This window comes from Streptomyces caeruleatus (assembly GCF_001514235.1).
GTDB lineage: Bacteria > Actinomycetota > Actinomycetes > Streptomycetales > Streptomycetaceae > Streptomyces > Streptomyces caeruleatus.
The window spans coordinates 319,654-342,338 of record NZ_KQ948934.1 but is presented as its reverse complement, the minus strand read 5'-3'; the positions used below and the strand labels follow the sequence as shown (position 1 = coordinate 342,338).

The 22,685-nt window shown below is 69.7% G+C and carries 17 protein-coding genes; 10 read left to right on the top strand and 7 right to left on the bottom strand.

The genetic code is table 11. From position 1 onward, the window contains the following. Window positions 1-27: 27 nt before the first annotated feature. Window positions 28-360: an ArsR/SmtB family transcription factor gene (locus AQJ67_RS31520; protein ID WP_062722735.1), complete on the top strand. Its 333-nt coding sequence runs from the start codon at window positions 28-30 to the stop codon at window positions 358-360. Window positions 361-441: 81 nt separating this feature from the next. Further along, the gene (locus tag AQJ67_RS31515) at window positions 442-1,320 is read left to right on the top strand and encodes a TIGR03620 family F420-dependent LLM class oxidoreductase (RefSeq protein ID WP_062722734.1); all 879 of its coding nucleotides are present in this window, start codon (window positions 442-444) and stop codon (window positions 1,318-1,320) included. 28 nt (window positions 1,321-1,348) lie between these two features. Here AQJ67_RS31515 and mtnB read toward each other — a convergent pair whose 3' ends face one another. Genes mtnB through AQJ67_RS31500 form a run of 3 tightly spaced genes read right to left on the bottom strand, consistent with a single transcriptional unit; the run spans window position 1,349 to window position 3,302 of the window. Beyond that, window positions 1,349-1,957, bottom strand: a complete 609-nt coding sequence (mtnB, locus tag AQJ67_RS31510) for a methylthioribulose 1-phosphate dehydratase (RefSeq protein WP_062722733.1) — start codon at window positions 1,955-1,957, stop codon at window positions 1,349-1,351. Then, window positions 1,954-2,706: an acireductone synthase gene (gene mtnC / locus AQJ67_RS31505; protein WP_062722732.1), complete on the bottom strand. Its 753-nt coding sequence runs from the start codon at window positions 2,704-2,706 to the stop codon at window positions 1,954-1,956. Before mtnC ends, mtnB begins: the two co-directional genes overlap by 4 nt. After that, window positions 2,703-3,302, bottom strand: a complete 600-nt coding sequence (locus AQJ67_RS31500; protein WP_062722731.1) for a 1,2-dihydroxy-3-keto-5-methylthiopentene dioxygenase — start codon at window positions 3,300-3,302, stop codon at window positions 2,703-2,705. Before AQJ67_RS31500 ends, mtnC begins: the two co-directional genes overlap by 4 nt. Window positions 3,303-3,851: 549 nt before the next feature. On the opposite strand from AQJ67_RS31500, the gene AQJ67_RS31495 reads away from it, so the two are divergent. The 4 genes from AQJ67_RS31495 to mtnK are packed head-to-tail and all read left to right on the top strand — an operon-like array spanning window position 3,852 to window position 8,735. Then, a complete protein-coding gene (locus AQJ67_RS31495) occupies window positions 3,852-4,949 on the top strand; it encodes a substrate-binding domain-containing protein (protein WP_062722730.1) in 1,098 nt (365 codons plus the stop codon). Further along, window positions 4,936-6,471 (top strand): sugar ABC transporter ATP-binding protein, encoded by a 1,536-nt coding sequence (locus AQJ67_RS31490; RefSeq protein WP_062722729.1) that lies wholly within the window; start codon window positions 4,936-4,938, stop codon window positions 6,469-6,471. The genes AQJ67_RS31495 and AQJ67_RS31490 overlap by 14 nt, the downstream gene beginning before the upstream one ends. 25 nt (window positions 6,472-6,496) lie before the next feature. Then, window positions 6,497-7,543 (top strand): ABC transporter permease, encoded by a 1,047-nt coding sequence (locus tag AQJ67_RS31485; protein WP_062722728.1) that lies wholly within the window; start codon window positions 6,497-6,499, stop codon window positions 7,541-7,543. A gap of 22 nt (window positions 7,544-7,565) precedes the next feature. After that, the gene (gene mtnK, locus AQJ67_RS31480; RefSeq protein ID WP_062722727.1) at window positions 7,566-8,735 is read left to right on the top strand and encodes an S-methyl-5-thioribose kinase; all 1,170 of its coding nucleotides are present in this window, start codon (window positions 7,566-7,568) and stop codon (window positions 8,733-8,735) included. Window positions 8,736-9,089: 354 nt separating this feature from the next. Here mtnK and AQJ67_RS31475 read toward each other — a convergent pair whose 3' ends face one another. The 4 genes from AQJ67_RS31475 to AQJ67_RS31460 form a co-directional block, all read right to left on the bottom strand. Next, complete coding sequence (locus AQJ67_RS31475; protein WP_062722726.1) at window positions 9,090-10,706, bottom strand: glycerol-3-phosphate dehydrogenase/oxidase; 1,617 nt, start codon at window positions 10,704-10,706, stop codon at window positions 9,090-9,092. Between the two features lie 47 nt (window positions 10,707-10,753). Next, window positions 10,754-12,295 (bottom strand): glycerol kinase GlpK, encoded by a 1,542-nt coding sequence (glpK, locus tag AQJ67_RS31470; RefSeq protein WP_062722725.1) that lies wholly within the window; start codon window positions 12,293-12,295, stop codon window positions 10,754-10,756. A 97-nt stretch (window positions 12,296-12,392) separates the two neighbouring features. Continuing rightward, entirely contained in the window at window positions 12,393-13,187 is a 795-nt protein-coding gene (locus AQJ67_RS31465) for an MIP/aquaporin family protein (protein ID WP_062722724.1), read from the bottom strand. A 332-nt stretch (window positions 13,188-13,519) separates the two neighbouring features. After that, window positions 13,520-14,284 (bottom strand): IclR family transcriptional regulator, encoded by a 765-nt coding sequence (locus AQJ67_RS31460; protein ID WP_062722797.1) that lies wholly within the window; start codon window positions 14,282-14,284, stop codon window positions 13,520-13,522. Window positions 14,285-14,577: 293 nt separating this feature from the next. On the opposite strand from AQJ67_RS31460, the gene metH reads away from it, so the two are divergent. From metH to AQJ67_RS31440, 4 genes are all read left to right on the top strand, one after another. Beyond that, entirely contained in the window at window positions 14,578-18,096 is a 3,519-nt protein-coding gene (metH, locus tag AQJ67_RS31455) for a methionine synthase (RefSeq protein ID WP_062722723.1), read from the top strand. Window positions 18,097-18,244: 148 nt separating this feature from the next. Beyond that, window positions 18,245-18,940, top strand: coding sequence for an HAD family hydrolase (locus AQJ67_RS31450; protein ID WP_062722722.1), 696 nt, complete (start codon window positions 18,245-18,247; stop codon window positions 18,938-18,940). A gap of 426 nt (window positions 18,941-19,366) precedes the next feature. Continuing rightward, entirely contained in the window at window positions 19,367-20,971 is a 1,605-nt protein-coding gene (locus AQJ67_RS31445) for an ABC transporter substrate-binding protein (protein WP_062722721.1), read from the top strand. Window positions 20,972-21,070: 99 nt separating this feature from the next. Then, a complete protein-coding gene (locus AQJ67_RS31440; RefSeq protein WP_062722720.1) occupies window positions 21,071-22,651 on the top strand; it encodes an ABC transporter substrate-binding protein in 1,581 nt (526 codons plus the stop codon). Window positions 22,652-22,685 lie beyond the last annotated feature (34 nt).

Genomic DNA, 22,685 nt, shown 5'->3' with positions numbered 1-22,685 from the left:
CGCCCGGCCGACCTATACTCCGAACCCATGACCGACGCTGCGACCTCACCGGATGCGGATCTGGTCGGCGCACTGAAGGCGCTGGCCAATCCGGTGCGCCTGCAGCTGCTGGCCTGGCTGCGCGAGCCCGAGCGGCACTTCTCGCAGTACGAGGCCATCGCGGACCCGGCCGAGGTCGGGGTCTGTGTGAGCCACATCCAGGCCAAGGCCGGGCTGGCCCAGTCGACCGTGTCGGCGTACCTGGCCGAACTCCAGCGGGCGGGTCTGGTGCGGGCGACGCGGGTGGGCAAGTGGACCCACTACAAGCGGGACGAGGAGCGCATCGCCGAGCTGGTCGCCCGGCTCGGTCGGACTCTCTAGCGGCCTTCCCGGGGTGCCTTGAACACGCCACCAGGGGCCGCCTGTTGCATTTCATATCGAGAATCTGCGATATTTCGATGCATGACGAACCTGGGAACCTTGGGCACCTTCGGCATCTACACCTTCGACTTCGAGCACCAGCCGGCCGCGCGGATCAGCGCCGCGGCGCAGGAGTTGGAACAGCTGGGCTGGCGGGCGCTGTGGTTCCCCGAGGTGGGCGGGCGCGAGGCGCTCACCCAGGCCGGCTACCTGCTCTCCCGCACCGAACGGCTGCACGTCGTCAACGGCATCGCCCAGATCTGGTCCCGTGCGGCAGCGGCGACGCACGCCGCGAGCACCCTGCTGGCCGACGCCTACCCGGGACGGCATGTGCTCGGCCTCGGGTTCGGCGGCGAGCGACGACCGGGCGTGAAGCCCCTGGCGGCCATGGCCGAGTACGTCGACGAACTGGACGCCCTCGCGAAGGAGTCGTCCGTGCCCGCGCCCGGGACGCCGGTACGCCGCGTCCTCGCCGCGTACGGACCCAAGATGCTCGCCCTGGCCCGGGACCGCTCCGCCGGCGCCCACACCTACCACGTCAACACGGCCCACACCGCCCAGGCCCGGGAGGTCCTCGGCCCCGACGCCTTCCTCGGCGTCGAACACCCGGTGCTCCTGGAGCGGGACTCCGAAACGGCCCGTGCGACGGCGCGCGAGCACCTGCGGCCGTACCTCAACACCCCTTACAACATCGCCAAGTTCCGCCGCCTCGGCTACGCGGACGAGGAGATCGCGCACGGCGGCAGCGACCGCCTCGTCGACGACCTCGTGTTCTGGGGAGACCTGGACACGGTGGCGGACAAGCTCCGCGCCCACGTCCGAGCGGGCGCCGACCACGTCGCCGTACAGGTCATCGGCACCGAACCCGGCGGCTCCGCGATGCCGCACTGGAGGCGGCTCGGCGAGGCGCTGCTGCCCTGAAGGAACCTCGACCTCGCCGCGCTCCCGGCTACCGCTGGGCGAGCTCCAACTCCAGCAGCCACTCCACCACTTCGGTGTGATGCCGGGCCTGGCGCGGGGTGTCGCCCCACACGTACAGGCCGTGTCCGGCCACGACCACCGCGGGCATCCGGGGGTCGCGCGCGGCCTCCAGACGGTCGCCGAGCACCTTCATGTCCTGGCTGTTGGCGATGACCGGCAGCGTCACCTCGACGTCGTGGGCGGGCTGGCCGACGCCCTTGAGCATCTCCAGGTCCTTGAACACGACGCCGCCGGGCTCGCGGCGGCCCATCGCCACGGAGGCGACCGTGTGGACGTGGACGACGGCCCCGGCCCCGGTCAGCGCGGCCACGCGCGCGTGAAGCTCGGCCTCGGCGGACGGCTTGCCGCCCCGCACCGCGGCGCCCTGTCCGTCGACCAGCACCACGTCGGCGGGCGTGAGTTCGCCCTTGTCGTGACCGCTGGCCGTCACCGCCAGCCGCAGCGGCTCGCGGGACAGCACCACGGACAGGTTGCCGGAGGTGCCCCGCATCCAGCCGAAGGAGGCGAACCGGGCGGACTCGGCGGCCAAAACCGCGCCCGCCTCCTCAAGGTCGAGTTGGCTTATGTCGGCGGTCACGTGCTGCTCCCGGAAGTGATGACGGTGATCTCGTCGAACGTCCCCGCCTGCGCGTGGTCGCCGACGCCTTGCTCGAAGTACGGCTCCCCGGGCCGCCGGACACCGACCGTCCGCCAGCCCGCCGCACGGGCCGCGTCCAGTTCGCCCGGGCGGTCGGAGAGGAAGAGGAGACGGGCCGGCTCGACGCCGGTCGACTCCGCGATACGGCGGTACGACTCCGGCTCCTGCTTGGGGCCCGCGTTCTCGGTGTCGTACAGACCGGAGACCAGCGGCGTCAGGTCGCCGTCCGGGCTGTTGGTGAACCACGCCCGCTGGGCGGCCACCGAACCCGACGAGTAGACGTACAGCCGTACGCCCGCCGCGTGCCACGCCCGCAGCCGCGGTACGACGTCGTCGTAGAAGTGCGACACGAGGTCACCGCGGGCGAAGCCCTCGGACCAGATGATGCCCTGGAGGGTCTTCAGCGGGGTGGCCTTGCGGTCCTCGTCCAGCCAGAGGTTGAGGGTCTTCTCGATCCGTACGGCGTCGGCGTCCGGCTCGCCCGTCAGCTCCCGCACCTGGGCGAGCGCCCGCGCCACCCGCGGATCGTCGCCGCGCTCGGCGAGCAGCGCGCCGAACCGCGCACGCGAGTACGGGTACAGCACGTCCACGACGAACCCGGTGGCGCTGGTGGTGCCCTCGATGTCGAGCACCACGGCGTCCACGGCGTCCACGGCGTCCACGTCGAACCGGAGCTCCCGCACGGTCACGCCGCGGCCCTGTCGGCCTCGTAGCCGGCCGCGATCGTGTCGTAGTCCGGGAAGCGGCCGGCGATGGTGGAACCGGTGAAGTTGCCGATCCAGCCGTCCTCCTCGTGGAAGAAGCGGATCGCGGTGAAGGACGGCTTCGTGCCCATGTCGAACCAGTGCGTCGTGCCGCGCGGCACGCCCAGCAGGTCGCCCTTCTCGCAGAAGACGGCGTGCACCTCGCCGTTCACATGGAGGTAGAAGATGCCGGACCCGGAGACGAAGAACCGCACCTCGTCATCGTCGTCGTGCGTGTGCTCCTGGAGGAACTTCTCGCGCGCGGCCTTCGCCTTCGCCGGGAACTCCGGGTCGTCGCTGGGGTGCAGGCCCAGCACGTCGACGGTGGTGAAGCCCTCCTCGGCGTTGAGCCGGTCGATCTCCGGGCCGTACGCCGCGAACACGGTCTCGCTGTCCGCGTCGAACGGGACGTCCTCACGGACCGGCCACTGCTCGTAGCGCACGCCCAGCGGCTTCAGGGCCTCGGCGATCTCGGCGGGGTCCGAGGTGCGGCGGACAACGCTCTCCGGTCCGGACTCGGGCCAGGTCGTCAGCAGGGTCATGGGTGCAACTCCTGGAACTGGAAAGGGGGGCCGGGTACCGAGACAAGCACCCGGGAGGGGGTGTGAGGAAGGGCGCGGCGGGCGGGAAAGCCGGTCGGTGCTGGTCAGCCGCGACACATCGCGCCGGGACAGCAGCGCATGCGGGGCATGCCGGTCGCTGTCGCGCGATGTGTCGTCATCAGGGCCTCACTGTGCCGGTGGGGGTACCGGGCTGTGCCGGTTCGGGTGCCGGTCTCCCGTGATCGTAACTCCGCGGTGGCGCCGTCGAGGCGTCAACCGGGTGTGACGTACTCGTTGTCTCACGTGGTGAGAAACCGCTTCCATCGCTTTGACGCGTGGCTGAAATCGTTCCCATCATCTCCGTATGAAGACGCTGCTGCTCGTGCGGCGGCTGTACGTGGACTTGCTCCGGTCGACCACAGCCAGCTGTCGCTGACCCCGTCCGGAGCCCCCGCGCCCGCCCTCCGGCGTTGGCGCCCCCTCGCACACCGACGTGCCCAGCTCCGGGTCCAGCAACTCCCCACCCCTTCCCGCACCTGGAGCCCCGCCATGTCCCGTGTCCGTCTGCCCCTTGCCGCGCTCTCCCTCGCGTCCGTCTCCGCCCTGCTCCTCGCGGGCTGCTCGCAGTCCACGGACGCCTCCAAGACCTCCGGCGACACCGCCGCCCCGGCCGCGGCCGCCACCGGCCCGAAGCCCGCTCCGTTCAGCAAGGGCACCGTCAAGGTGGCCCTCGTCCGCCAGAGCGGTGCCGGCGACTACTTCGAGCAGTGGGGCAACGGCGCCAAGGCCCAGGCCAAGGCCCTCGGGATCGACCTGACGGTGTACGACGCCCAGGCCGACAACGCCAAGCAGGCCACCGACCTGTCCTCGGCCATCAACTCCGGCGCGCAGGCCATCATCGTCGACCACGGCTTTCCGGCCACCATCCAGCCGGAGATCGACAAGGCCGTGAAGAAGGGCGTCAAGGTCGTCGTCTACGACGTCGAGACCGCCACCAAGGGCGTCGTCAGCACCCGGCAGAACGACGCGAGCATGGCCCAGGCCGTCCTCGACGTGATGGCCAAGGAGGTCGGCAAGAACGCCAAGGTCGGCTACGTCAACGTCGCCGGATACGCCGCCCTCGACAAGCGCAACACCGTCTGGGCGAAGGAAGCCGCAGCCCAGGGCTGGAAGCAGCAGTTCAAGGTCGGCAAGGTCACCGACTCCACGGCGACCGACAACGTGCCGCTGGTGTCGGCCGCGCTCACCCAGCACTCCGACGTCACCGGCGTCTTCGCCCCGTACGACGAACTCGCCAAGGGCACCGTCCTCGCCGTGCAGAACAAGAAGCTCCAGGACAAGGTGAAGGTCTTCGGCGCGGACGTCTCAGGTGCCGACATCCAGAACATGACGGCGGACGGCAGCCCCTGGGTCGCCACCGCGGGCACCGACCCGTCCGCGGTCGGCGCCGCCGTCGTCCGTACGACGGCCCTGGAGCTGGCCGGGCAGCTCAACAAGACGTCGGTGGAGTTCCCGGCCGTCGCCATCACCCAGGACTTCCTGCGCGAGAAGAAGATCGAGAACATGGACCAGCTGCGCGAGGCGCTCCCCGCGCTGAACCTGTCGCAGGTCTCCACCGCCGACTGGATCGCGAATGTCGCCCACTGAGCGGCCTCTTGAGCACATACCGGCGGTCGGGCTCACCGACGTCAGCATGGCGTTCGGCGGCAAGACCGTCCTCGCCGCCGTCACCCTCGACATCGCCCCGGGCAGCGTGGTCGCACTGCTCGGCGCGAACGGCGCCGGCAAGTCCACCCTGATCAAGATCCTCTCGGGCGTCCACACGGACCACGGGGGAGAGGTACGGATCGCCGGCGAACCCGCGGCCCTCCACTCTCCGCTCGCCGCCCGCCGACTCGGCATCCAGACCGTGCACCAGCGCATCGGCGAGGGCATCGTGCCGGGCCTCTCGGTCGCCGAGAACCTGGTCTTCGAGGAGCTGGCACAGGCGCGCGGCAACCCGTTCCTCAACGGACGCCGCGTCCTCGCGCGCGCCCGCGAGATCCAGGCGGGCCTCGACCTCGGCTGGAGCGACTCGCTGCTGCGCCGCGACGTCAGCGAACTCGGCATCTCCGACCGCCAGTTGCTGATCCTCGCCCGCGCCCTCGCCACCCGCCCCCGGCTGCTCATCCTCGACGAACCCACCTCGGCCCTGTCCGCCGCCGAGGCCGAACGCCTCTTCACGCTCGTCGAGAAGATGCGCGACGACGGCATCGCGGTCCTCTACGTCTCCCACCGACTCGGCGAGATCGACGCCCTCGCCGACCGCCTGGTCGTCCTGCGGGACGGCCGTCTCACCGAGGACCAGGCCAAACCCTTCGACTGGGACAGCGCCCTGCGCGCGATGCTGGCCCAGGCCCAGGAGGCGACCACGGCCCGGCCCGTGCGGGAGGGCTCCGCAGGCGATGTCGCCCTGTCACTGAAGGGCGTGCGTCTCCTGGAGGGCCGGGCACCCCTCGATCTCGACATCCGCACGGGTGAGGTCACCGGTGTCGTCGGCCTGTTGGGCGCCGGCAAGACCGAGCTGGCCCGCGGCCTGTTCGGCGCCGATCCCTTCACCACCGGTTCCCTCGAACTCGACGGCAGGCCGTACGGCCCGAGGAGGCCCGCCGACGCGATCCGCGCCGGGGTCCACCTGGTCCCCGAGGACCGGCACGCCGACGCGCTCGTCCCCGGCTGGTCGCTGGCCCGGAACATCTCGCTGCCGTTCCTGAAGTCGCTGTCCCGGGCGGGACTGATGAACACGGCCAAGGAGGACGCCCTCGGCCGCGACACCATCGCCGCCCTCGGCGTCGTCGCCCGCGACGAGCACAGCACCGTGGAGGAACTGTCCGGCGGCAACCAGCAGAAGGTCGTCGTCGGCCGCTGGCTCGCCGAGACACCCCGCGTCCTCATCCTGGACGAGCCGTTCCGCGGCGTGGACATCGGCGCCCGCCGGGACATCGGCCGCCGCGCCCGGGCCCTCGCCGCCGAGGGCGCCGCCGTGCTCGTCCTGTCCGCCGACGTCGACGAGGTCCTCGAGATCGCCGACCGGGTCGTCGTGCTCGCCGCCGGCGAGATCCACCTCGACGCCTGCGGCGAGGACGCGGAACGCGACCGCGTCATCCAGACCATCTCGGCGTCCGTGTGACCCCGGCTCCCTGAGGAACTACGCCATGACCACCACCCAGAGCACGGAAGTCCCCACGAAGGCGGCGATCCCGCCCGCGACCTCCACCGCCGTACGCGTCCAGAACGCCGTCATCAAGTACGGCTTCATCTTCGTCACCGTCGCGCTGTTCCTGTACTTCGCGCTGAGCGAGGGCTCCTTCCGCGAGTCGGCGACCCTCCTCGACACCCTCCGCTACGTCTCCGTCGCCGCGATCCTCGGCCTCGGCGTCACCCTCACCATGGCCGTCGGCGGAATGGACATGTCCGTCGGAGCGGTGGCCGGCCTCGGCGTCTCCGTCGCCGCGCACACCATGGTCGTCCTCAACCAGGTCGGCACGGTCGCGATCCTCGCCGTCCTGGCGGCGGGCGCGCTGGCCGGACTGCTCAACGCCCTGCTCATCGTGGTCCTGAAGATCCCCGACATGCTGGCCACCCTCGGCACCATGTTCGTCATCCAGGGCACCAAACTCATCCTGGTCGACGGCCAGTCCATCACCCCCGGCATGACCCTGGACGACGGCACCACGGCCCCCGGCAGGTTCACCGAAGGCTTCCTGCGCATCGACCGAGGCACCGTCCTCGGCATCCCGATCTCGGTCCTCGTCTTCGGCGGCCTCACGATCGCCGCCTGGGTCTTCCTGGCCCGCACCCGCTGGGGCCGCGTGCTCTACGCGATCGGCGCCAACCCCGAGGCAGCGCGCCTGGCGGGCATCCGCGTAGGCGCCTACCGGGCGTTGGCGTACGTCCTCTCCGGCGTCCTCGCCTCCATCGGCGGCCTGATCCTGGCGTCCCGCATCGGCCAGGGCGACGTGTCCGCGGGCACCTCGCAGCTGCTGGAGGCGGTCGCCGTGGCCCTCGTCGGCACCTCCGTCCTGGGCCGCGGCCGCCCCAACGTCTGGGGCACCGCCCTCGGCGCCGTCCTCATCGGCATCATCACCACCGGCCTCACCATCAAGGGGCTGCCCTACTACACCCAGGACGTCGTCGAGGGCGCGGTCCTCATCCTCGCCCTGGTCTTCAGCTTCACCCTGTCCAAGCGCCGTACCGCATAGCGAAGTTCGAGGAGTTACCGCGATGGGCTACCGCATCCTGGAGACCGACGACATCCCCGGCTACCTGCGCGAGCGCGGCCACTGGGACGACGTGAGCGACATCCGTGTCCGCGAGGTGTCGGACGGCAACATGAACCGGGTGTTCCTCGCGTCCTCCGCCGACGGCACCCGCAGCCTCGCCGTCAAGCAGGCCCTGCCCTGGGTCCGGGTCGCCGGACCGTCCTGGCCGATGAGCCCGGACCGCGCCGACGCCGAGGCCCGCGCCTACGACCAGGTGGCGAAGGTCGCCCCCGACAAGATCCCGGCGATCCACGGCTACGACCCCGAGAACCACGCCCTCGTCATGGAGGACATGTCCGACCTGGAGGTCCTGCGCACCCGCCTCAACGAGGGCGAGCCGTACGGCCCGCACACCTCGGCGCGCATCGGCGAGTTCGTCGCCCAGTTCTCCTTCGCCACCAGCGACTTCGGCATGCCCTCCGCCGAACGCAAGGCCCTGATCGCGGCCTCGGTCAGCCCTGAGCTCTGCAAGATCACCGAAGACGTCGTGCTCTCCGAGCCGTACAGCGAGCACGAGCACAACCACTGGCACGAGGGCCTGGCCGACCTGGCGGCGTCCTTCCGCGCGGACACCCGGCTGCGCACCGAGGTCGCCGACCTCCGGCACACCTTCATGACCAGCGCCCAGGCCCTCCTCCACGGCGACCTGCACACCGGCAGCGTCATGGTCGGCGAGCGCGAAGGCGCCCACGTCGTACGGGTCTTCGACCCCGAGTTCTCCTTCGTCGGCCCCGTCGGCTACGACCTGGGCCTGTACTGGGCGAACACCCTGGTCTCCGAGGAACGGGCACGGGCGCTCGGCACGCTGTCCGACCACGGTGACCAACTCCGCCTCTCCTGGGAGGCCTTCGAAACGGAGTTCCGCCGGCTGTGGCCCACCCGCGTCGACACCTTCTTCGACGACGCCTATCTGGACCGCTTCCTGCGCCGGGTATGGACCGAGTCCCTCGGCTACGCCGGCACGGAGATCATCCGCCGCATCATCGGCTTCGCCCACCTGACGGACCTGACGACCCTGCCGGACCCGGTACCGGCGTCCCGTAGGGCGCTGGCGATCGGGCGCGAACTGATCGTCCGCCGCGATGAGTTGGACACCTCGAACGCTGTAAGGGCGGTAGTGCAGCCAACCTGAGGGGCGCGGGGAACTGGGCGACAAGCCCCCACGCACCCGCAGACGAAACACAACGCACCGGTAGACGAAAGGGGCGGCTCCGTCGGCGTGGAGCCGCCCCTTCCGGTGGTGGCCGGCCCCGGTGCGGAAGAACGCGGGGCGGGCCGCCCTCGTGCGGTCCGGCCTGGTCAGGGGAGTGGCCGGACCTGACGCCGAGGGAGGCTCATCCGGCGAAAACCTCCCCTAGGGGCTGGCTGGCAGATTCCCGCCTGCCCGGCGGCGCCTGGCACGCACGCTCGCGCGCACCAGACGCCGCCGGGCCCGCCCTCCGGGCGGACGACGGGAATCTGCCAGCCAGTCCCTGCGCACACGAGGTCACTTCTTGTCGAGCAGGTCCTGTACCTTCGCCCGGACGTCGTCCGTCGCAAGTCCCCGGATCGTCAGCGTCGTCCGGCGGCGCAGCACGTCGTCCTGCGTCTCGGCCCACTCGTTGTCCCGGGCGTAGACCACCTGGGCCCAGATCTCCGGGGCGTCCGGGTGGACGCGCTCGCCCAGCTCCGGGTTCTCGTTGGCGATACGGGCGATGTCGAACGCCAGCGAACCGTAGTGCGTGGCCAGGTGCTTGGCGGTGTCGGCCCCCATGCGCGGGCCGGGCGCCGGGCGGTCGGTCAGCAGCCGGTGGGCGACCGCGCGCGGGTTGGCGATGCCGGGCAGCGGCAGCTTCTTCGGCAGCGAGGCGATCGGCTCGAAGTCGTCGCCCAGCGGGTGGCCCGGCAGCGCCTCCAGCTTCTTCATGATGGTGCGGCCGATGTGCCGGAACGTCGTCCACTTGCCGCCCGCGACGGACAGCATGCCGCCCGTGCCCTCGGTGACGACCGTCTCCCGCTTGGCCTTCGCGGTGTCACCGGGACCGCCCGGCAGCACCCGCAGCCCCGCGAACGCGTACGTGATCAGATCCCGGTCCAGCTGCTGGTCCCGGATGGAGAACGCGGCCTCGTCGAGTATCTGGGCCGTGTCCTTCTCGGTGACCGAGACGTCCGCCGGGTCGCCCTCGAACTCCTCGTCCGTGGTGCCCAGCAGCAGCATGTCCTCCCAGGGCAGGGCGAACGTGATGCGGTACTTGTCGATCGGCGTCGCGAGTGCCGCCTTCCACGGCGCCGTCCGCTTCAGGACCAGATGCGCGCCCTTCGACAGCCGGATCGACGGCGCGGCATTCGGGTCCTCCATCTTGCGCAGGTGGTCGACCCAGGGCCCGGTCGCGTTCAGCACGAGACGGGCGTTCACCCCGAACTCGTCACCGGACTGGCGGTCCCGCAGGTCCGCTCCGGTCACCCGGCCCTTGGTGAAGCGCAGGCCGGTGACCTCGGCGTGGTTGAGCACGACGGCGCCCGCCTCGACGGCCCCGCGGACCGTCATCAGTGCCATGCGCGCGTCGTTCATCTGGTCGTCGCCGTACACGGCCACGGCCTTGAGGTTGTCGGTGCGCAGCTCGGGCACGTCCTGCGCCGCCTTCGCGGGGGACAGGAGGTGACCGACGCCGTCACCGAACGCGGAGAGCGCGGAGTAGGCGAAGACGCCCGCCCCGAGCTTCGCGGCGCCGTGCGGGCCGCCCTTGTACACGGGGAGGTAGAACGTGAGAGGGTTCGCCAGGTGGGGGGCCACCTGGCGGGAGACCGCACGGCGCTCGAAGTGGTTCTCCGCCACCAGCTTCACCGCGCCGGTCTGCAGGTAGCGCAGACCGCCGTGGAGCAGCTTGGAGGAGGCGGACGAGGTGGCGCCGGCGAAGTCACCGGCGTCGACCAGAGCCACCCTGAGGCCGGACTGCGCGGCGTGCCAGGCGGTGGAGATGCCCAGGATGCCGCCGCCGATCACGAGAAGGTCGTACGACGCCTTGGCGAGCTGCTCCCGGGTCTCGGCGCGGCTCGGGTTGGAGCCGGAGGCCGGGCGCATACCCAGGGCAGGCACGGACTGCAGGGTGGTCTGACTGGTCATTTCGGGTTATTGCTCCTCATCAGAGTTCGAGAGCCGGCGAGGGCCGTTCAGCTCTCGTCGTCCTCGATCCAGCCCATGGTCCGCTCGACGGCCTTGAGCCAGTTCTTGTACTCACGGTCGCGGGTGTCCGCGTCCATGCGGGGGGTCCACTCGGCGGCCCGGCGCCAGTTGGCGCGCAGTTCGTCCGTGCTGGACCAGAAGCCGACGGCGAGACCGGCGGCGTAGGCGGCGCCGAGGCAGGTGGTCTCGGCGACCATCGGGCGCACCACGGGGGCGTCCAGGAAGTCCGAGAGGGTCTGCATCAGCAGGTTGTTGGAGGTCATGCCGCCGTCGACCTTGAGGGCCACCAGCTCGTCGCCGGAGTCCTTGACCATGGCGTCGGCGATCTCCCGGGTCTGCCAGGCCGTGGCCTCCAGGACGGCGCGCGCGAGGTGCGCCTTGGTGACGTACCGGGTCAGACCGGCGATCACACCGCGGGCGTCGGAACGCCAGTGCGGGGCGAACAGGCCGGAGAAGGCCGGCACGAAGTAGGCGCCGCCGTTGTCCTCGACCGAGAGCGCGAGCGTCTCGATCTCGGCGGCGGTGGAGATCAGGCCCATCTGGTCGCGCATCCACTGCACCAGGGAGCCGGTGACCGCGATCGAGCCCTCCAGGGCGTAGACCGTGTCCTGGTCGCCGATCTTGTAGCCGACAGTGGTCAGCAGCCCCGCGTAGGAGTTGATGATCTTGTCACCGGTGTTCATCACCATGAAGGTGCCGGTGCCGTACGTCGACTTGACCTCGCCCTCGGAGAAACAGGTCTGGCCGAACAGGGCCGCCTGCTGGTCGCCGAGCGCGGAGGCGACCGGGATGCCGCCGAGCAGGTCGCCCAGCTTGCCGCCGGTGATCTCGCCGTAGACCTCGGCGGAGGAGCGGATCTCCGGCAGGATCTGCAGCGGCACGCCGATCGACTCGGCGATCTTGTCGTCCCACGCCATGGTGTGCAGGTTCATCAGCATGGTGCGGGACGCGTTGGTGACGTCGGTGACGTGCTTGCCGCCGTTGACACCGCCGGTCAGGTTCCAGATGACCCAGGTGTCCATGGTGCCGAAGAGGATGTCGCCGGCCTCGGCGCGCTCCTTCAGGCCCTCGACGTTGTCCAGCAGCCAGCGGGCCTTGGGACCGGCGAAGTAGGAGGCCAGGGGAAGGCCCGTCTCACGGCGGAAGCGGTCCTGCCCGACGTTGCGCCCGAGCTCCTTGCAGAGCGCGTCGGTGCGGGTGTCCTGCCAGACGATCGCGTTGTGGACGGGCTCACCGGTGTTCTTGTCCCACAGCACGGTGGTCTCGCGCTGGTTGGTGATGCCGATGGCCTTGATGTCGTCGCGGGTGATGCCGGCCTTGGCGATGGCACCGGCGACGACCTCCTGGACGTTGGTCCAGATCTCGGTCGCGTTGTGCTCGACCCAGCCCGGCTTCGGGAAGATCTGCTCGTGCTCCTTCTGGTCGACGGAGACGATGCGGCCGTCGCGGTCGAAGACGATGCAGCGGGACGAGGTGGTGCCCTGGTCGATCGCGGCGATGAAGGGGCCGGCGGTGTGGGCGTCGGTCACTGTTAGCTCCTGGAAGTTCCGTGGTTATGGGGCTTTACGTACGGCGCGCGCTGAGAGTTTCGGTACGCCTCACCTGAACGGGTGAAGCTCACTTCTCCTAGGCGAATGCGACGTTGTAGATGCCTGCCGCGATGGCGCCGCCGATCAGCGGACCGACCACCGGGATCCAGGCGTAGCCCCAGTCGGAACCGCCCTTGTTGGGCAGCGGCAGAAGGGCGTGGACGATACGCGGACCGAGGTCACGGGCCGGGTTGATCGCGTAACCGGTCGGGCCGCCGAGCGACAGACCGATGGAGACGACCACGAGTGCGGTGATCAGGGCGCCCAGTGTGCCGAGGCCGTTGCCGGCGTCGTTCAGGCCCTGCGTGAGGATGGCGAGGACCAGCACGACGGTGCCGATGATCTCCGTGGCGAGGTTCTGCACCGCGTTCCGGATCTCGGGACCGGTGGAGAAGACGCCCAGGACCGGGCCGGCGCCCTTCTCCTGGGCCTCGACGGCCTTGGTGGCCGTGGCCTGCGCACCCGGACCGCCGACGATCTCCTTGTCGGTGAGGTGGGCGTGGAACTGGCCGTAGTAGGCGACCCAGACCAGGGCCGCGCCGATCATGGCGCCGAGCAGCTGTCCGGCGAAGTAGGTCGGAACATTGCTCCACTCGCCGTCCTTGATCGCGAGTGCGACGGTCACGGCCGGGTTCAGATGGGCGCCGGAAAGCGGCGCCGAGGTGTAGACCGCCGTGAGTACTGCGAAGCCCCACCCGAAGGTGATGGCGAGCCAGCCGGCGTTGCGGGCCTTGGAGGCCTTCAGCGTGACGGCGGCGCAGACGCCCCCGCCGAGCAGGATGAGTATGGCGGTACCGATGGTCTCGCCGATGAAGATGTCGGAGCTGGACACCCGCGACTCCTTTGTCCTTCGTCCAGGGGAAGCCGAACCCCGGGTCCCTCCGGTGGTTCGCGTTGCCCTCGGGGGTGAGAGCGATGCCGGCCCTTGGCGTTGTCACACTCTAGCGCGTATTGCCGGTAGGTGTTCGACAATGCCGACCGATGGACGGGAGTCTTGTCCCGGCGTCGGGCGTGCGTCAAGAGCTCTGTCGTTGAATGCGCGATCGTTGTCGGTTGTGTTGATTTATCGACATGGGGACAGTTGGGTCAGGACGCGACGAAAAGCCGGGACGTCGAACGACGTCCCGGCGGTCTCTCCTGTCCCGAAAGGGCCCCGGTGGGGCCTCAGAATCGGCCGGCGCCCAGATCCCGCGACACCGCGCGGGCGCAGTCCCGCACCGCCGCGATCAGCTCCGGACGCAGCTCGCCGTCCCGGCACAGCCGCTCCACGGCGCCGGTGATGCCGACGGCGCCGACCGGCATACGGCGCCGGTCATGGATGGGGGCGGCCAGGGAGGCGACGCCCTCCCAGGTCTCCTCTACGTCCGCGGCGTACCCACGCGCGCGTGTCATGTCGAGGAGATGCTCGAAGCCGTCCAGCTCGCACACGGTCCGGTCCGTGAAGGCCTTGCGGTCGGCCTCGATCGCCTCGCTGTGCGCGACCGGGTCGTACGCCGACAGGACCTTGCCCAGCGCCGTGGAGTGCAGCGGCTGCATGGCGCCGATCTCCAGCACCTGCCTGCTGTCGTCCGGACGGAAGACATGGTGGACGATCAGTACGCCCTGCTGGTGCAGAACGCCCAGGTAGACGCTCTCCCCGCTGGAACGCGCCAGGTCGTCCGTCCACACCAGCGCCCGTGCCCGCAGCTCGTGCACGTCCAGATAGGTCGTGCCCAGGCGCAGCAGCTCCGCGCCCAGCTGGTAGCGCCCGGAGGCGTCGTCCTGCTCGACGAAGCCCTCCTGCTGGAGCGTGCGCAGGATCCCGTGGGCGGTGCCCTTGGCGAGGCCCAGCGAGGAGGCGATGTCCGACAGGCCGAGGCGTCGCTCGCCGCCTGCGAGAAGCCGCAGCATCGCGGCCGCCCGTTCGAGCGACTGGATGTTCCGTGCCATCGCCGTACTGCCTCCGTCCCCTTCGACCGTCGACATCGCGACGTCGCTGCCGCCGTTCGGCAATGTCGAACACTACCGGTCGATGCCGACCTCCCGCTAATGGTCCGTCGCCATCCGGCTGCTTCTCTTGTGTCACAGGTATCCGGTGAGCGCCCTCACCATCGCCCGCGTCCGCCCCGTGGACGGCCCGACCCTTCCGTCGCGGTCCCGGCTACGCTGGCGGGGTGCGCCCGCTGTGGAAAGTCACGTAAGGGTGCAAAGCCGACAGCCGTCGCATTCCAGGGAGCCCTTTCATGGCCTCGTTGCCACCGACCCCTTCCGCCGACAGCCGGACCCGCGTGTCCGCCCTCCGCGAGGCGCTCGCCACCCGTGTGGTGGTCGCCGACGGAGCGATGGGCACCATGTTGCAGGCCCAGGAGCCCACCCTCGACGACTTCGAGAACCTCGAGGGCTGCAACGAGATCCTCAACCTCACCCGGCCCGACATCGTCCGCTCCGTCCACGAGGCCTACTTCGAGGCGGGCGTGGACTGCGTCGAGACCAACACCTTCGGCGCCAACCACTCGGCCATGGCCGAGTACGACATCGCCCACCGCGTCCACGAGCTGTCCGAGGCGGGCGCCCGGATCGCCCGCGAGACGGCCGACGCCTTCGGCGCCCGCGACGGACGCCAGCGCTGGGTGCTCGGCTCCATCGGCCCCGGTACGAAGCTGCCGACCCTCGGCCACATCGGCTACGGCACGCTGCGCGACGGCTTCCAGGCGAACGCCGAGGGCCTGCTCGCCGGCGGCGCGGACGCCCTGATCGTGGAGACCACCCAGGACCTCCTCCAGACGAAGTCCTCCATCCTGGGCGCCCGGCGCGCCATGGAGGCGACCGGCACCGAGGTCCCGCTGCTGGTCTCGATGGCCTTCGAGACGACCGGCACCATGCTGCTCGGCTCCGAGATCGGCGCCGCGCTGACCGCGCTGGAGCCCCTCGGCATCGACATGATCGGCCTGAACTGCTCCACCGGCCCCGCCGAGATGAGCGAGCACCTGCGCTACCTGGCCCGGCACTCCCGCACCCCCCTGCTGTGCATGCCGAACGCCGGTCTGCCGATCCTCACCAAGGACGGCGCCCACTTCCCGCTCGACCCCGAGGGCCTGGCCGACGCCCAGGAGACCTTCGTACGGGACTACGGCCTGAACCTCATCGGCGGCTGCTGCGGCACCACCCCCGAGCACCTGAGGCAGCTCGTGGAGCGCGTCCGGGAGGCCACGCCGGTCGAGCGCGCCCCGCAGCCCGAACCCGGCGCCGCCTCCCTCTACCAGACGGTCCCGTTCCGCCAGGACACCTCCTACCTCGCCATCGGTGAGCGCACCAACGCCAACGGCTCCAAGAAGTTCCGCGAGGCCATGCTGGACGGCCGCTGGGACGACTGTGTGGAGATGGCCCGCGACCAGATCCGCGAGGGCGCGCACATGCTCGACCTGTGCGTCGACTACGTGGGCCGCGACGGCGTCGCCGACATGGAGGAGCTCGCCGGCCGCTTCGCCACCGCCTCCACCCTGCCGATCGTCCTCGACTCCACCGAGGTCGACGTCATCCAGGCAGGACTGGAGAAGCTCGGCGGCCGCGCGGTCATCAACTCCGTCAACTACGAGGACGGCGACGGCCCCGAGTCCCGCTTCGCGAAGGTCACCAAGCTCGCCCGCGAGCACGGCGCCGCGCTGATCGCGCTGACCATCGACGAGGAGGGCCAGGCCCGCACCCCCGAGAAGAAGGTCGAGATCGCCGAACGGCTCATCGACGACCTCACCGGCAACTGGGGCATCCTTGAGTCGGACATCCTCATCGACACCCTGACCTTCACCATCTGTACCGGCCAGGAGGAGTCCCGGGGGGACGGCATCGCCACCATCGAGGCGATCCGCGAGCTCAAGCGCCGCCACCCGGACGTCCAGACCACGCTCGGCCTGTCCAACATCTCCTTCGGCCTCAACCCGGCCGCCCGCATCCTGCTGAACTCCGTCTTCCTCGACGAGTGCGTCAAGGCCGGACTGGACTCGGCCATCGTCCACGCCTCCAAGATCCTCCCGATCGCCCGCTTCAGCGAGGAAGAGGTCCAGACGGCCCTCGACCTGATCCACGACCGCCGCGCCGAGGGCTACGACCCCCTCCAGAAGCTGATGCAGCTCTTCGAGGGCGCCACCGCCAAGTCCCTCAAGGCAGGCAAGGCCGAGGAACTCGCCGCGCTGCCGCTGGAGGAGCGCCTCAAGCGCCGCATCATCGACGGCGAGCGCAACGGCCTGGAAGCCGACCTCGACGAGGCCCTCCAGGACCGCCCCGCCCTCGACATCGTCAACGAGACCCTCCTGGACGGCATGAAGGTCGTCGGTGAACTCTTCGGCTCCGGCCAGATGCAGCTGCCGTTCGTGCTCCAGTCCGCCGAGGTGATGAAGGCCGCCGTCGCCCACCTCGAACCGCACATGGAGAAGTCCGACGCCGACGGCAAGGGCACCATCGTGCTGGCCACCGTCCGCGGCGACGTCCACGACATCGGCAAGAACCTCGTGGACATCATCCTGTCCAACAACGGCTACAACGTGGTCAACCTGGGCATCAAGCAGCCCGTCTCCGCGATCCTGGAGGCCGCCGAGGAGCACCGGGCCGACGTCATCGGCATGTCCGGCCTCCTGGTCAAGTCCACGGTGATCATGAAGGAGAACCTGGAGGAGCTCAACCAGCGCGGCCTCGCGGCGAACTACCCCGTCATCCTCGGCGGCGCAGCCCTCACCCGCGCGTACGTCGAGCAGGACCTGCACGAGATCTACGAGGGCGAAGTCCGCTACGCCCGGGACGCGTTCGAGGGCCTGCGCCTGATGGACGCCCTGATCGGCGTCAAGCGGGGCGTACCCGGCGCGAAGCTGCCCGACCTCAAGCAGCGCCGGGTCAGGAGCACCACCGCCACGGCCGTACTGGACGAGCGTCCCGAGGACGCGGGCGGCCGCTCCGACGTCGCCACCGACAACCCGCTGCCCGAGCCGCCGTTCTGGGGCACCCGCGTCATCAAGGGCATCCAGCTCAAGGAGTACGCCTCCTGGCTCGACGAGGGCGCTCTCTTCAAGGGCCAGTGGGGTCTGAGGGAGGCCCGCACCGGTGACGGGCCGTCGTACCAGGAACTCGTCGAGACCGAGGGCCGCCCGCGGCTGCGCGGACTGCTCGACCGGCTCCAGACGGACAACCTCCTCGAAGCCGCCGTGGTCTACGGCTACTTCCCGTGCGTCTCCAAGGACGACGACCTGATCCTCCTCGACGAGCACGGCAACGAACGCACCCGCTTCACCTTCCCGCGCCAGCGCCGCGGCCGCCGACTGTGCCTCGCGGACTTCTTCCGCCCGCAGGAGTCCGGCGAGACCGACGTCGTGGGCCTCCAGGTCGTCACCGTTGGCTCACGGATCGGCGAGGAGACCGCGCGGATGTTCGAGGCGAACGCCTACCGCGACTACCTCGAACTGCACGGCCTGTCCGTGCAGCTGGCCGAGGCGCTCGCCGAGTACTGGCACGCGCGCGTGCGCTCCGAGCTGGGCTTCGCCGGTGAGGACCCGTCCGACATCGAGGACATGTTCGCGCTGAAGTACCGCGGCGCCCGCTTCTCCCTCGGCTACGGCGCCTGCCCCAACCTGGAGGACCGGTCCAAGATCGCCGACCTGCTCCAGCCGGAGCGCATCGGCGTCCACCTGTCCGAGGAGTTCCAGCTGCACCCCGAGCAGTCCACGGACGCGATCGTCATCCACCACCCGGAGGCGAAGTACTTCAACGCACGCTGACCCCGCAGCCGGCGTGTCACCCGTGTGCCTCGCGGCACACCCGTTGAACCAGGCGATTCAACGCGACCCGTCGTACACTGGACGGTCCACCGCAGGCCGGTTCCCTCCGTGGGAACCGGCCTGATCGTCCCTTCAAGGAGGTACGTGGATGACCAGCACGGTCCCCGCGCCAGTAACCCGTACGGCCGACGGCTCGGCCCTGCAGGCCGTCCTCCTCGACATGGACGGCACCCTGGTGGACACCGAGGGCTTCTGGTGGGACGTCGAGGTCGAGGTCTTCGCCGGCCTGGGCCACACCCTCGACGACACCTGGCGCCATGTCGTGGTCGGCGGCCCGATGACCCGCAGCGCCGGCTTCCTCATCGAGGCCACCGGCGCCGACATCACCCTCGCCGAGCTCACGGTCCTGCTGAACGAGGGCTTCGAGGACCGGATCGACCGCGCCCTGCCACTGATGCCCGGGGCCGCCCGGCTGCTGGCCGAGCTGGCCCGGCACGAGATCCCCACGGCCCTGGTCTCCGCCTCGCACCGGCGCATCATCGACCGGGTCCTCACCTCGCTCGGCGCGCAGTACTTCGCGCTGACCGTCGCCGGCGACGAGGTGACACGCACCAAGCCGCACCCGGACCCGTACCTGTTCGCCGCGGCCGGACTCGGCGCCGACCCCACCAGGTGCGCGGTCGTCGAGGACACGGCGACCGGCGTCGCCGCCGCCGAGGCCGCGGGCTGCCAGGTGGTGGCCGTGCCGTCGGTCGCACCCATCGCCCCGGCCGCCCGGCGCACCGTGGTGACCTCTCTGGAACAGGTCGATCTGGCATTTCTGCGCGGTCTGATGGTCGCCTGACAACGGAAATAGGGCCGGCGTTCACCCAGAGTGCAACGCCGATAGCCCGGGAAATTCCGCAAAGGAATTCGAATCCCGCGCGATGGTCGAATTCCGGTGCGCACCAAGACCGTTCAGTTTGTGAGGTTCACCACTCACAAGAGAGTCGACAGGCACCCGCCCCCGTGCCAACGACCCTCCAGCGAGGGCTTCCGACGCACCTTTGTGTCCCGATTGATGAACCAGTGCACGAATCCTTCCACCCTCAGGTTTCCGGTGCGTCCGCACCCGGTTCCACAGCGTGATGGGTTCTCAACTCCGGTGGCGGCGAACCCTCCTGCGGGCGCGGACTAACCTCGTCGCGAGAACATCGCCCTTACCCCCGTGATCCGCCGCGACACCCCTGCATGCCGGATACACGGAGTCGACAGCTGGAGAAACCCGAGCATGAACCGCAAGACTTTGGTGCTGCCGGCCGTCATCGGCCTGCTCGCGCCGGTTCTCGCCGCCTGCGGCGGAACCGACAGCGGTAGCGACGGCGGCGACGCGATCGTCGTCGGCACCACGGACGCGTTCACTGCCTCGAAGGACGCTCCCGCACCCCTCGACCCGGCCTACGCCTACGACGTCGGCACCTGGAACATCCTGCGCCAGACCGTGCAGACCCTCATGGTCCAGCCGCGCGGCGACGGCGCCCCCGTCCCCGAGGCCGCCCAGAGCTGCGGCTTCACCGACAGCGGCAACGAACGCTACGCCTGCAAACTGCGCCAGGACCTCAAGTTCGCGAACGGCGACCCGGTCACCGCGGACGACGTGAAGTACTCCATCGACCGCGCCCGCTCCCTCAAGGCCGACAGCGGCGTCTTCGCCCTGCTGTCCACCATCGACACCGTCGAGACCCAGGGCGAACGCGACGTCATCTTCCACCTCAAGACCGCCGACGCCACCTTCCCGTTCAAGCTGTCCACCCCGGTCGCCGGCATCGTCGACCCGGACATCTACGCCAAGGACAAGCTCCGCGACGGCTTCGAGGTCGACGGCTCCGGCCCGTACACCCTCCGGGCCGAGGTCAAGAACGATGAACTGGTCTCCGCCGTGTTCACCAAGAACCCCGAGTACAAGGGGAGCCTGACGGTGAACAACGACAAGGTCGAACTGCGCGAATTCGCCGACGCCGACGCGATGGGCACCGCCCTCGAAAAGGGCGACATCGACCTGATGACCCGCACCATGTCGCCCGAGCAGATCCAGAAGCTGTCGGCCGACTCCGACGACAGCGTCGACCTCGTCGACCTGTCCGGCCTGGAAATCCGCTACCTGGCCTTCAACACCAACGACCCGAGCGTGCGCAGCAAAGCCGTCCGCCAGGCCATGGCCCAGATCATCGACCGCGGCGAACTCGTCTCCAAGGTCTACGGCTCCCAGGCCGAACCCCTGTACTCCCTGGTCCCCGCCAGCGTCACCGGCCACTCCAACTCGTTCTTCAACAAGTACGGCGACCCCAGCGCCGCCAAGGCCAAGGCCCTGCTGGAGAAGGCCGGCATCACCACCCCGGTGAAGCTGACCCTGCACTACACCACCGACCACTACGGCTCGGCCACCAAGAAGGAGTTCGAGCTGCTGCAGAAGCAGCTCAACGACAGCGGCCTGTTCGACGTCGACATCGAAGGCACGCCCTGGGCGACGTTCCGCCCCGCCGAGCAGAAGGGCGAGTACGAGGTCTACGGCATGGGCTGGTTCCCCGACTTCCCCGACGCCGACAACTTCCTCGCGCCCTTCCTCGACAAGGACAACTTCCTCGGCTCGCCCTACGCCAACAGCGCGATCCGCAACAACCTCATCCCGGAGTCCCGCCGCGTCGCCGACCGGCTCTCGGCCTCCGGCAGCCTGACGGACATCCAGGACATCGTGGCCAACGACGTACCCGTGCTGCCGCTGTGGCAGGGCAAGCAGTACGTCGCCGCCGGGGACGACGTCACGGGCACCGCCTACGCGCTCAACTCCTCCTCGACCCTCCAGCTGTGGGAGCTCGGCCGTGGCGTGAGCGGCTGACGTCTCCCCGCGCCCGACGCCACGACCAAGGCGCCGGGCCGGCCCGGGATCCAGGACTTCGGCCCGGGTTCCACACAACCGACGACAAGGCACTCGTACGTGAACATGCGCAACCAGTGGCCGGTCCTGCCCGTCGTGGTAGGGCTGGCCTCCGGCCTGCTGACCGGCTGCGGAACGGAAACGGGCGATGCCGGGGGGACCGGTACCTCGGTGGTCATGGGGATGTCCGACGACGTCCTGGCCACCGACCCCGCCTCCGGCTACGACCCCGGCTCCTGGCTGCTGTTCAACAACGTCTTCCAGTCGCTGCTCAGCTTCCCCAAGGGCGCCACCGAACCCCAGCCCGAGGCCGCCGAGCAGTGCACGTTCTCCGGCACGCAGACCAAGGTCTACAAGTGCACCCTCAGAGACGGCCTCAAGTTCAGCAACGGTGACGCGCTCACCTCCGAGGACGTCAAGTTCTCCTTCGACCGCATGCTGAAGATCAACGACCCCGACGGTCCCGCGGTCATGTTCCCCACGCTCGACAAGGTGGAGACCCCGGACGACAAGACGGTCGTCTTCCGGCTCAACACCCCGGACGCCACCTTCCCGAGCAAGATAGCCTCCGGCGCCGGCTCCATCGTCGACCAGGAGCAGTACGACGCGAACGGCCTGCGCGAGGACAACGAGGCCGTCGGCTCCGGCCCGTACCAGCTGGACTCGTTCGACGACGACGAAGCCGTCTTCTCCGTCAACGAGAACTACAAGGGCACCGCGAAGGTCCAGAACTCCGGCGTCACCCTGAAGTTCTTCCACGGCGACCAGGGCGCCCTCAAGAAGGCCCTGAGCGCCCAGGAGGTCGACATCGCCTACCGCGGCCTCACCGCGGGCGACATCGCCGACATCGAGAAGTCCGGCGGCGACTTGGGCACAGAGGTCGTCGAGGGCAGCAGCGCCGAAGTCCAGCACCTCGTCTTCAACATGGACGACCCCGTCACCGGAAAGCTCGGCGTCCGCAAGGCCATCGCCTACCTGATCGACCGCGACGCCCTCATCAAGGACGTCTACCAGGGCACCGCCAGCCCGCTGTACTCGATCATCCCGGCCGGTATCGGCGGCCACAACACGGCCTTCTTCGACACCTACGGCGCCCGCCCCTCCAAGGCCAAGGCCGCCGCCGCACTCCAGGACGACGGCATCACCGGCAAGGTCAAGCTGACCCTCTGGTCCACCCCGTCACGCTACGGCCCGGCCACCGACCAGGAGTTGAAGGCCATCGCCCAGCAGCTCAACGACAGCGGCCTGTTCGACGCCGACGTCCAGTCCGTCGCCTTCGACCAGTACGAGAAGGACATCTCCGCCGGCAAGTACGGCGTGTACGTGAAGGGCTGGATCCCGGACTACCCGGACGCCGACAACTTCACCTCACCCTTCTTCGGCAAGGGCAACGTGCTGAGCAACAACTACAGCAACAACGCCATCACCGGCTCGCTCATCCCGCGCACCTCCGCCGAGAGCGACCGCTCCGCCACCGACGACGAGTTCAACCAGCTCCAGGACATCGTCGCCAGGGAACTCCCCGTCCTGCCCGTCTGGCAGGCCAAGCAGTACGCCGTCGTCCGCGACAACGTCTACGGCCTGGAGTACTGCCTCGACGCCTCCACCGTCTTCCGCTTCTGGGAGCTCAGCAAGGGCTGACGGACGGGCCGAACCCCGCCCACGCACGACACAG

Excerpts from the sequence above, each read along its gene's own strand:
- metH (WP_062722723.1), top strand. The coding sequence starts at position 14,578 with ATGGCCTCGTTGCCACCGACCCCTTCCGCCGACAGCCGGACCCGCGTG.
- mtnK (WP_062722727.1), top strand. The coding sequence starts at position 7,566 with ATGGGCTACCGCATCCTGGAGACCGACGACATCCCCGGCTACCTGCGC.
- AQJ67_RS31450 (WP_062722722.1), top strand. The coding sequence starts at position 18,245 with ATGACCAGCACGGTCCCCGCGCCAGTAACCCGTACGGCCGACGGCTCG.
- AQJ67_RS31490 (WP_062722729.1), top strand. The coding sequence starts at position 4,936 with ATGTCGCCCACTGAGCGGCCTCTTGAGCACATACCGGCGGTCGGGCTC.
- AQJ67_RS31515 (WP_062722734.1), top strand. The coding sequence starts at position 442 with ATGACGAACCTGGGAACCTTGGGCACCTTCGGCATCTACACCTTCGAC.
- AQJ67_RS31520 (WP_062722735.1), top strand. The coding sequence starts at position 28 with ATGACCGACGCTGCGACCTCACCGGATGCGGATCTGGTCGGCGCACTG.
- AQJ67_RS31495 (WP_062722730.1), top strand. The coding sequence starts at position 3,852 with ATGTCCCGTGTCCGTCTGCCCCTTGCCGCGCTCTCCCTCGCGTCCGTC.
- AQJ67_RS31460 (WP_062722797.1), bottom strand. The coding sequence starts at position 14,284 with ATGGCACGGAACATCCAGTCGCTCGAACGGGCGGCCGCGATGCTGCGG.
- AQJ67_RS31475 (WP_062722726.1), bottom strand. The coding sequence starts at position 10,706 with ATGACCAGTCAGACCACCCTGCAGTCCGTGCCTGCCCTGGGTATGCGC.
- AQJ67_RS31500 (WP_062722731.1), bottom strand. The coding sequence starts at position 3,302 with ATGACCCTGCTGACGACCTGGCCCGAGTCCGGACCGGAGAGCGTTGTC.
- AQJ67_RS31485 (WP_062722728.1), top strand. The coding sequence starts at position 6,497 with ATGACCACCACCCAGAGCACGGAAGTCCCCACGAAGGCGGCGATCCCG.
- AQJ67_RS31445 (WP_062722721.1), top strand. The coding sequence starts at position 19,367 with ATGAACCGCAAGACTTTGGTGCTGCCGGCCGTCATCGGCCTGCTCGCG.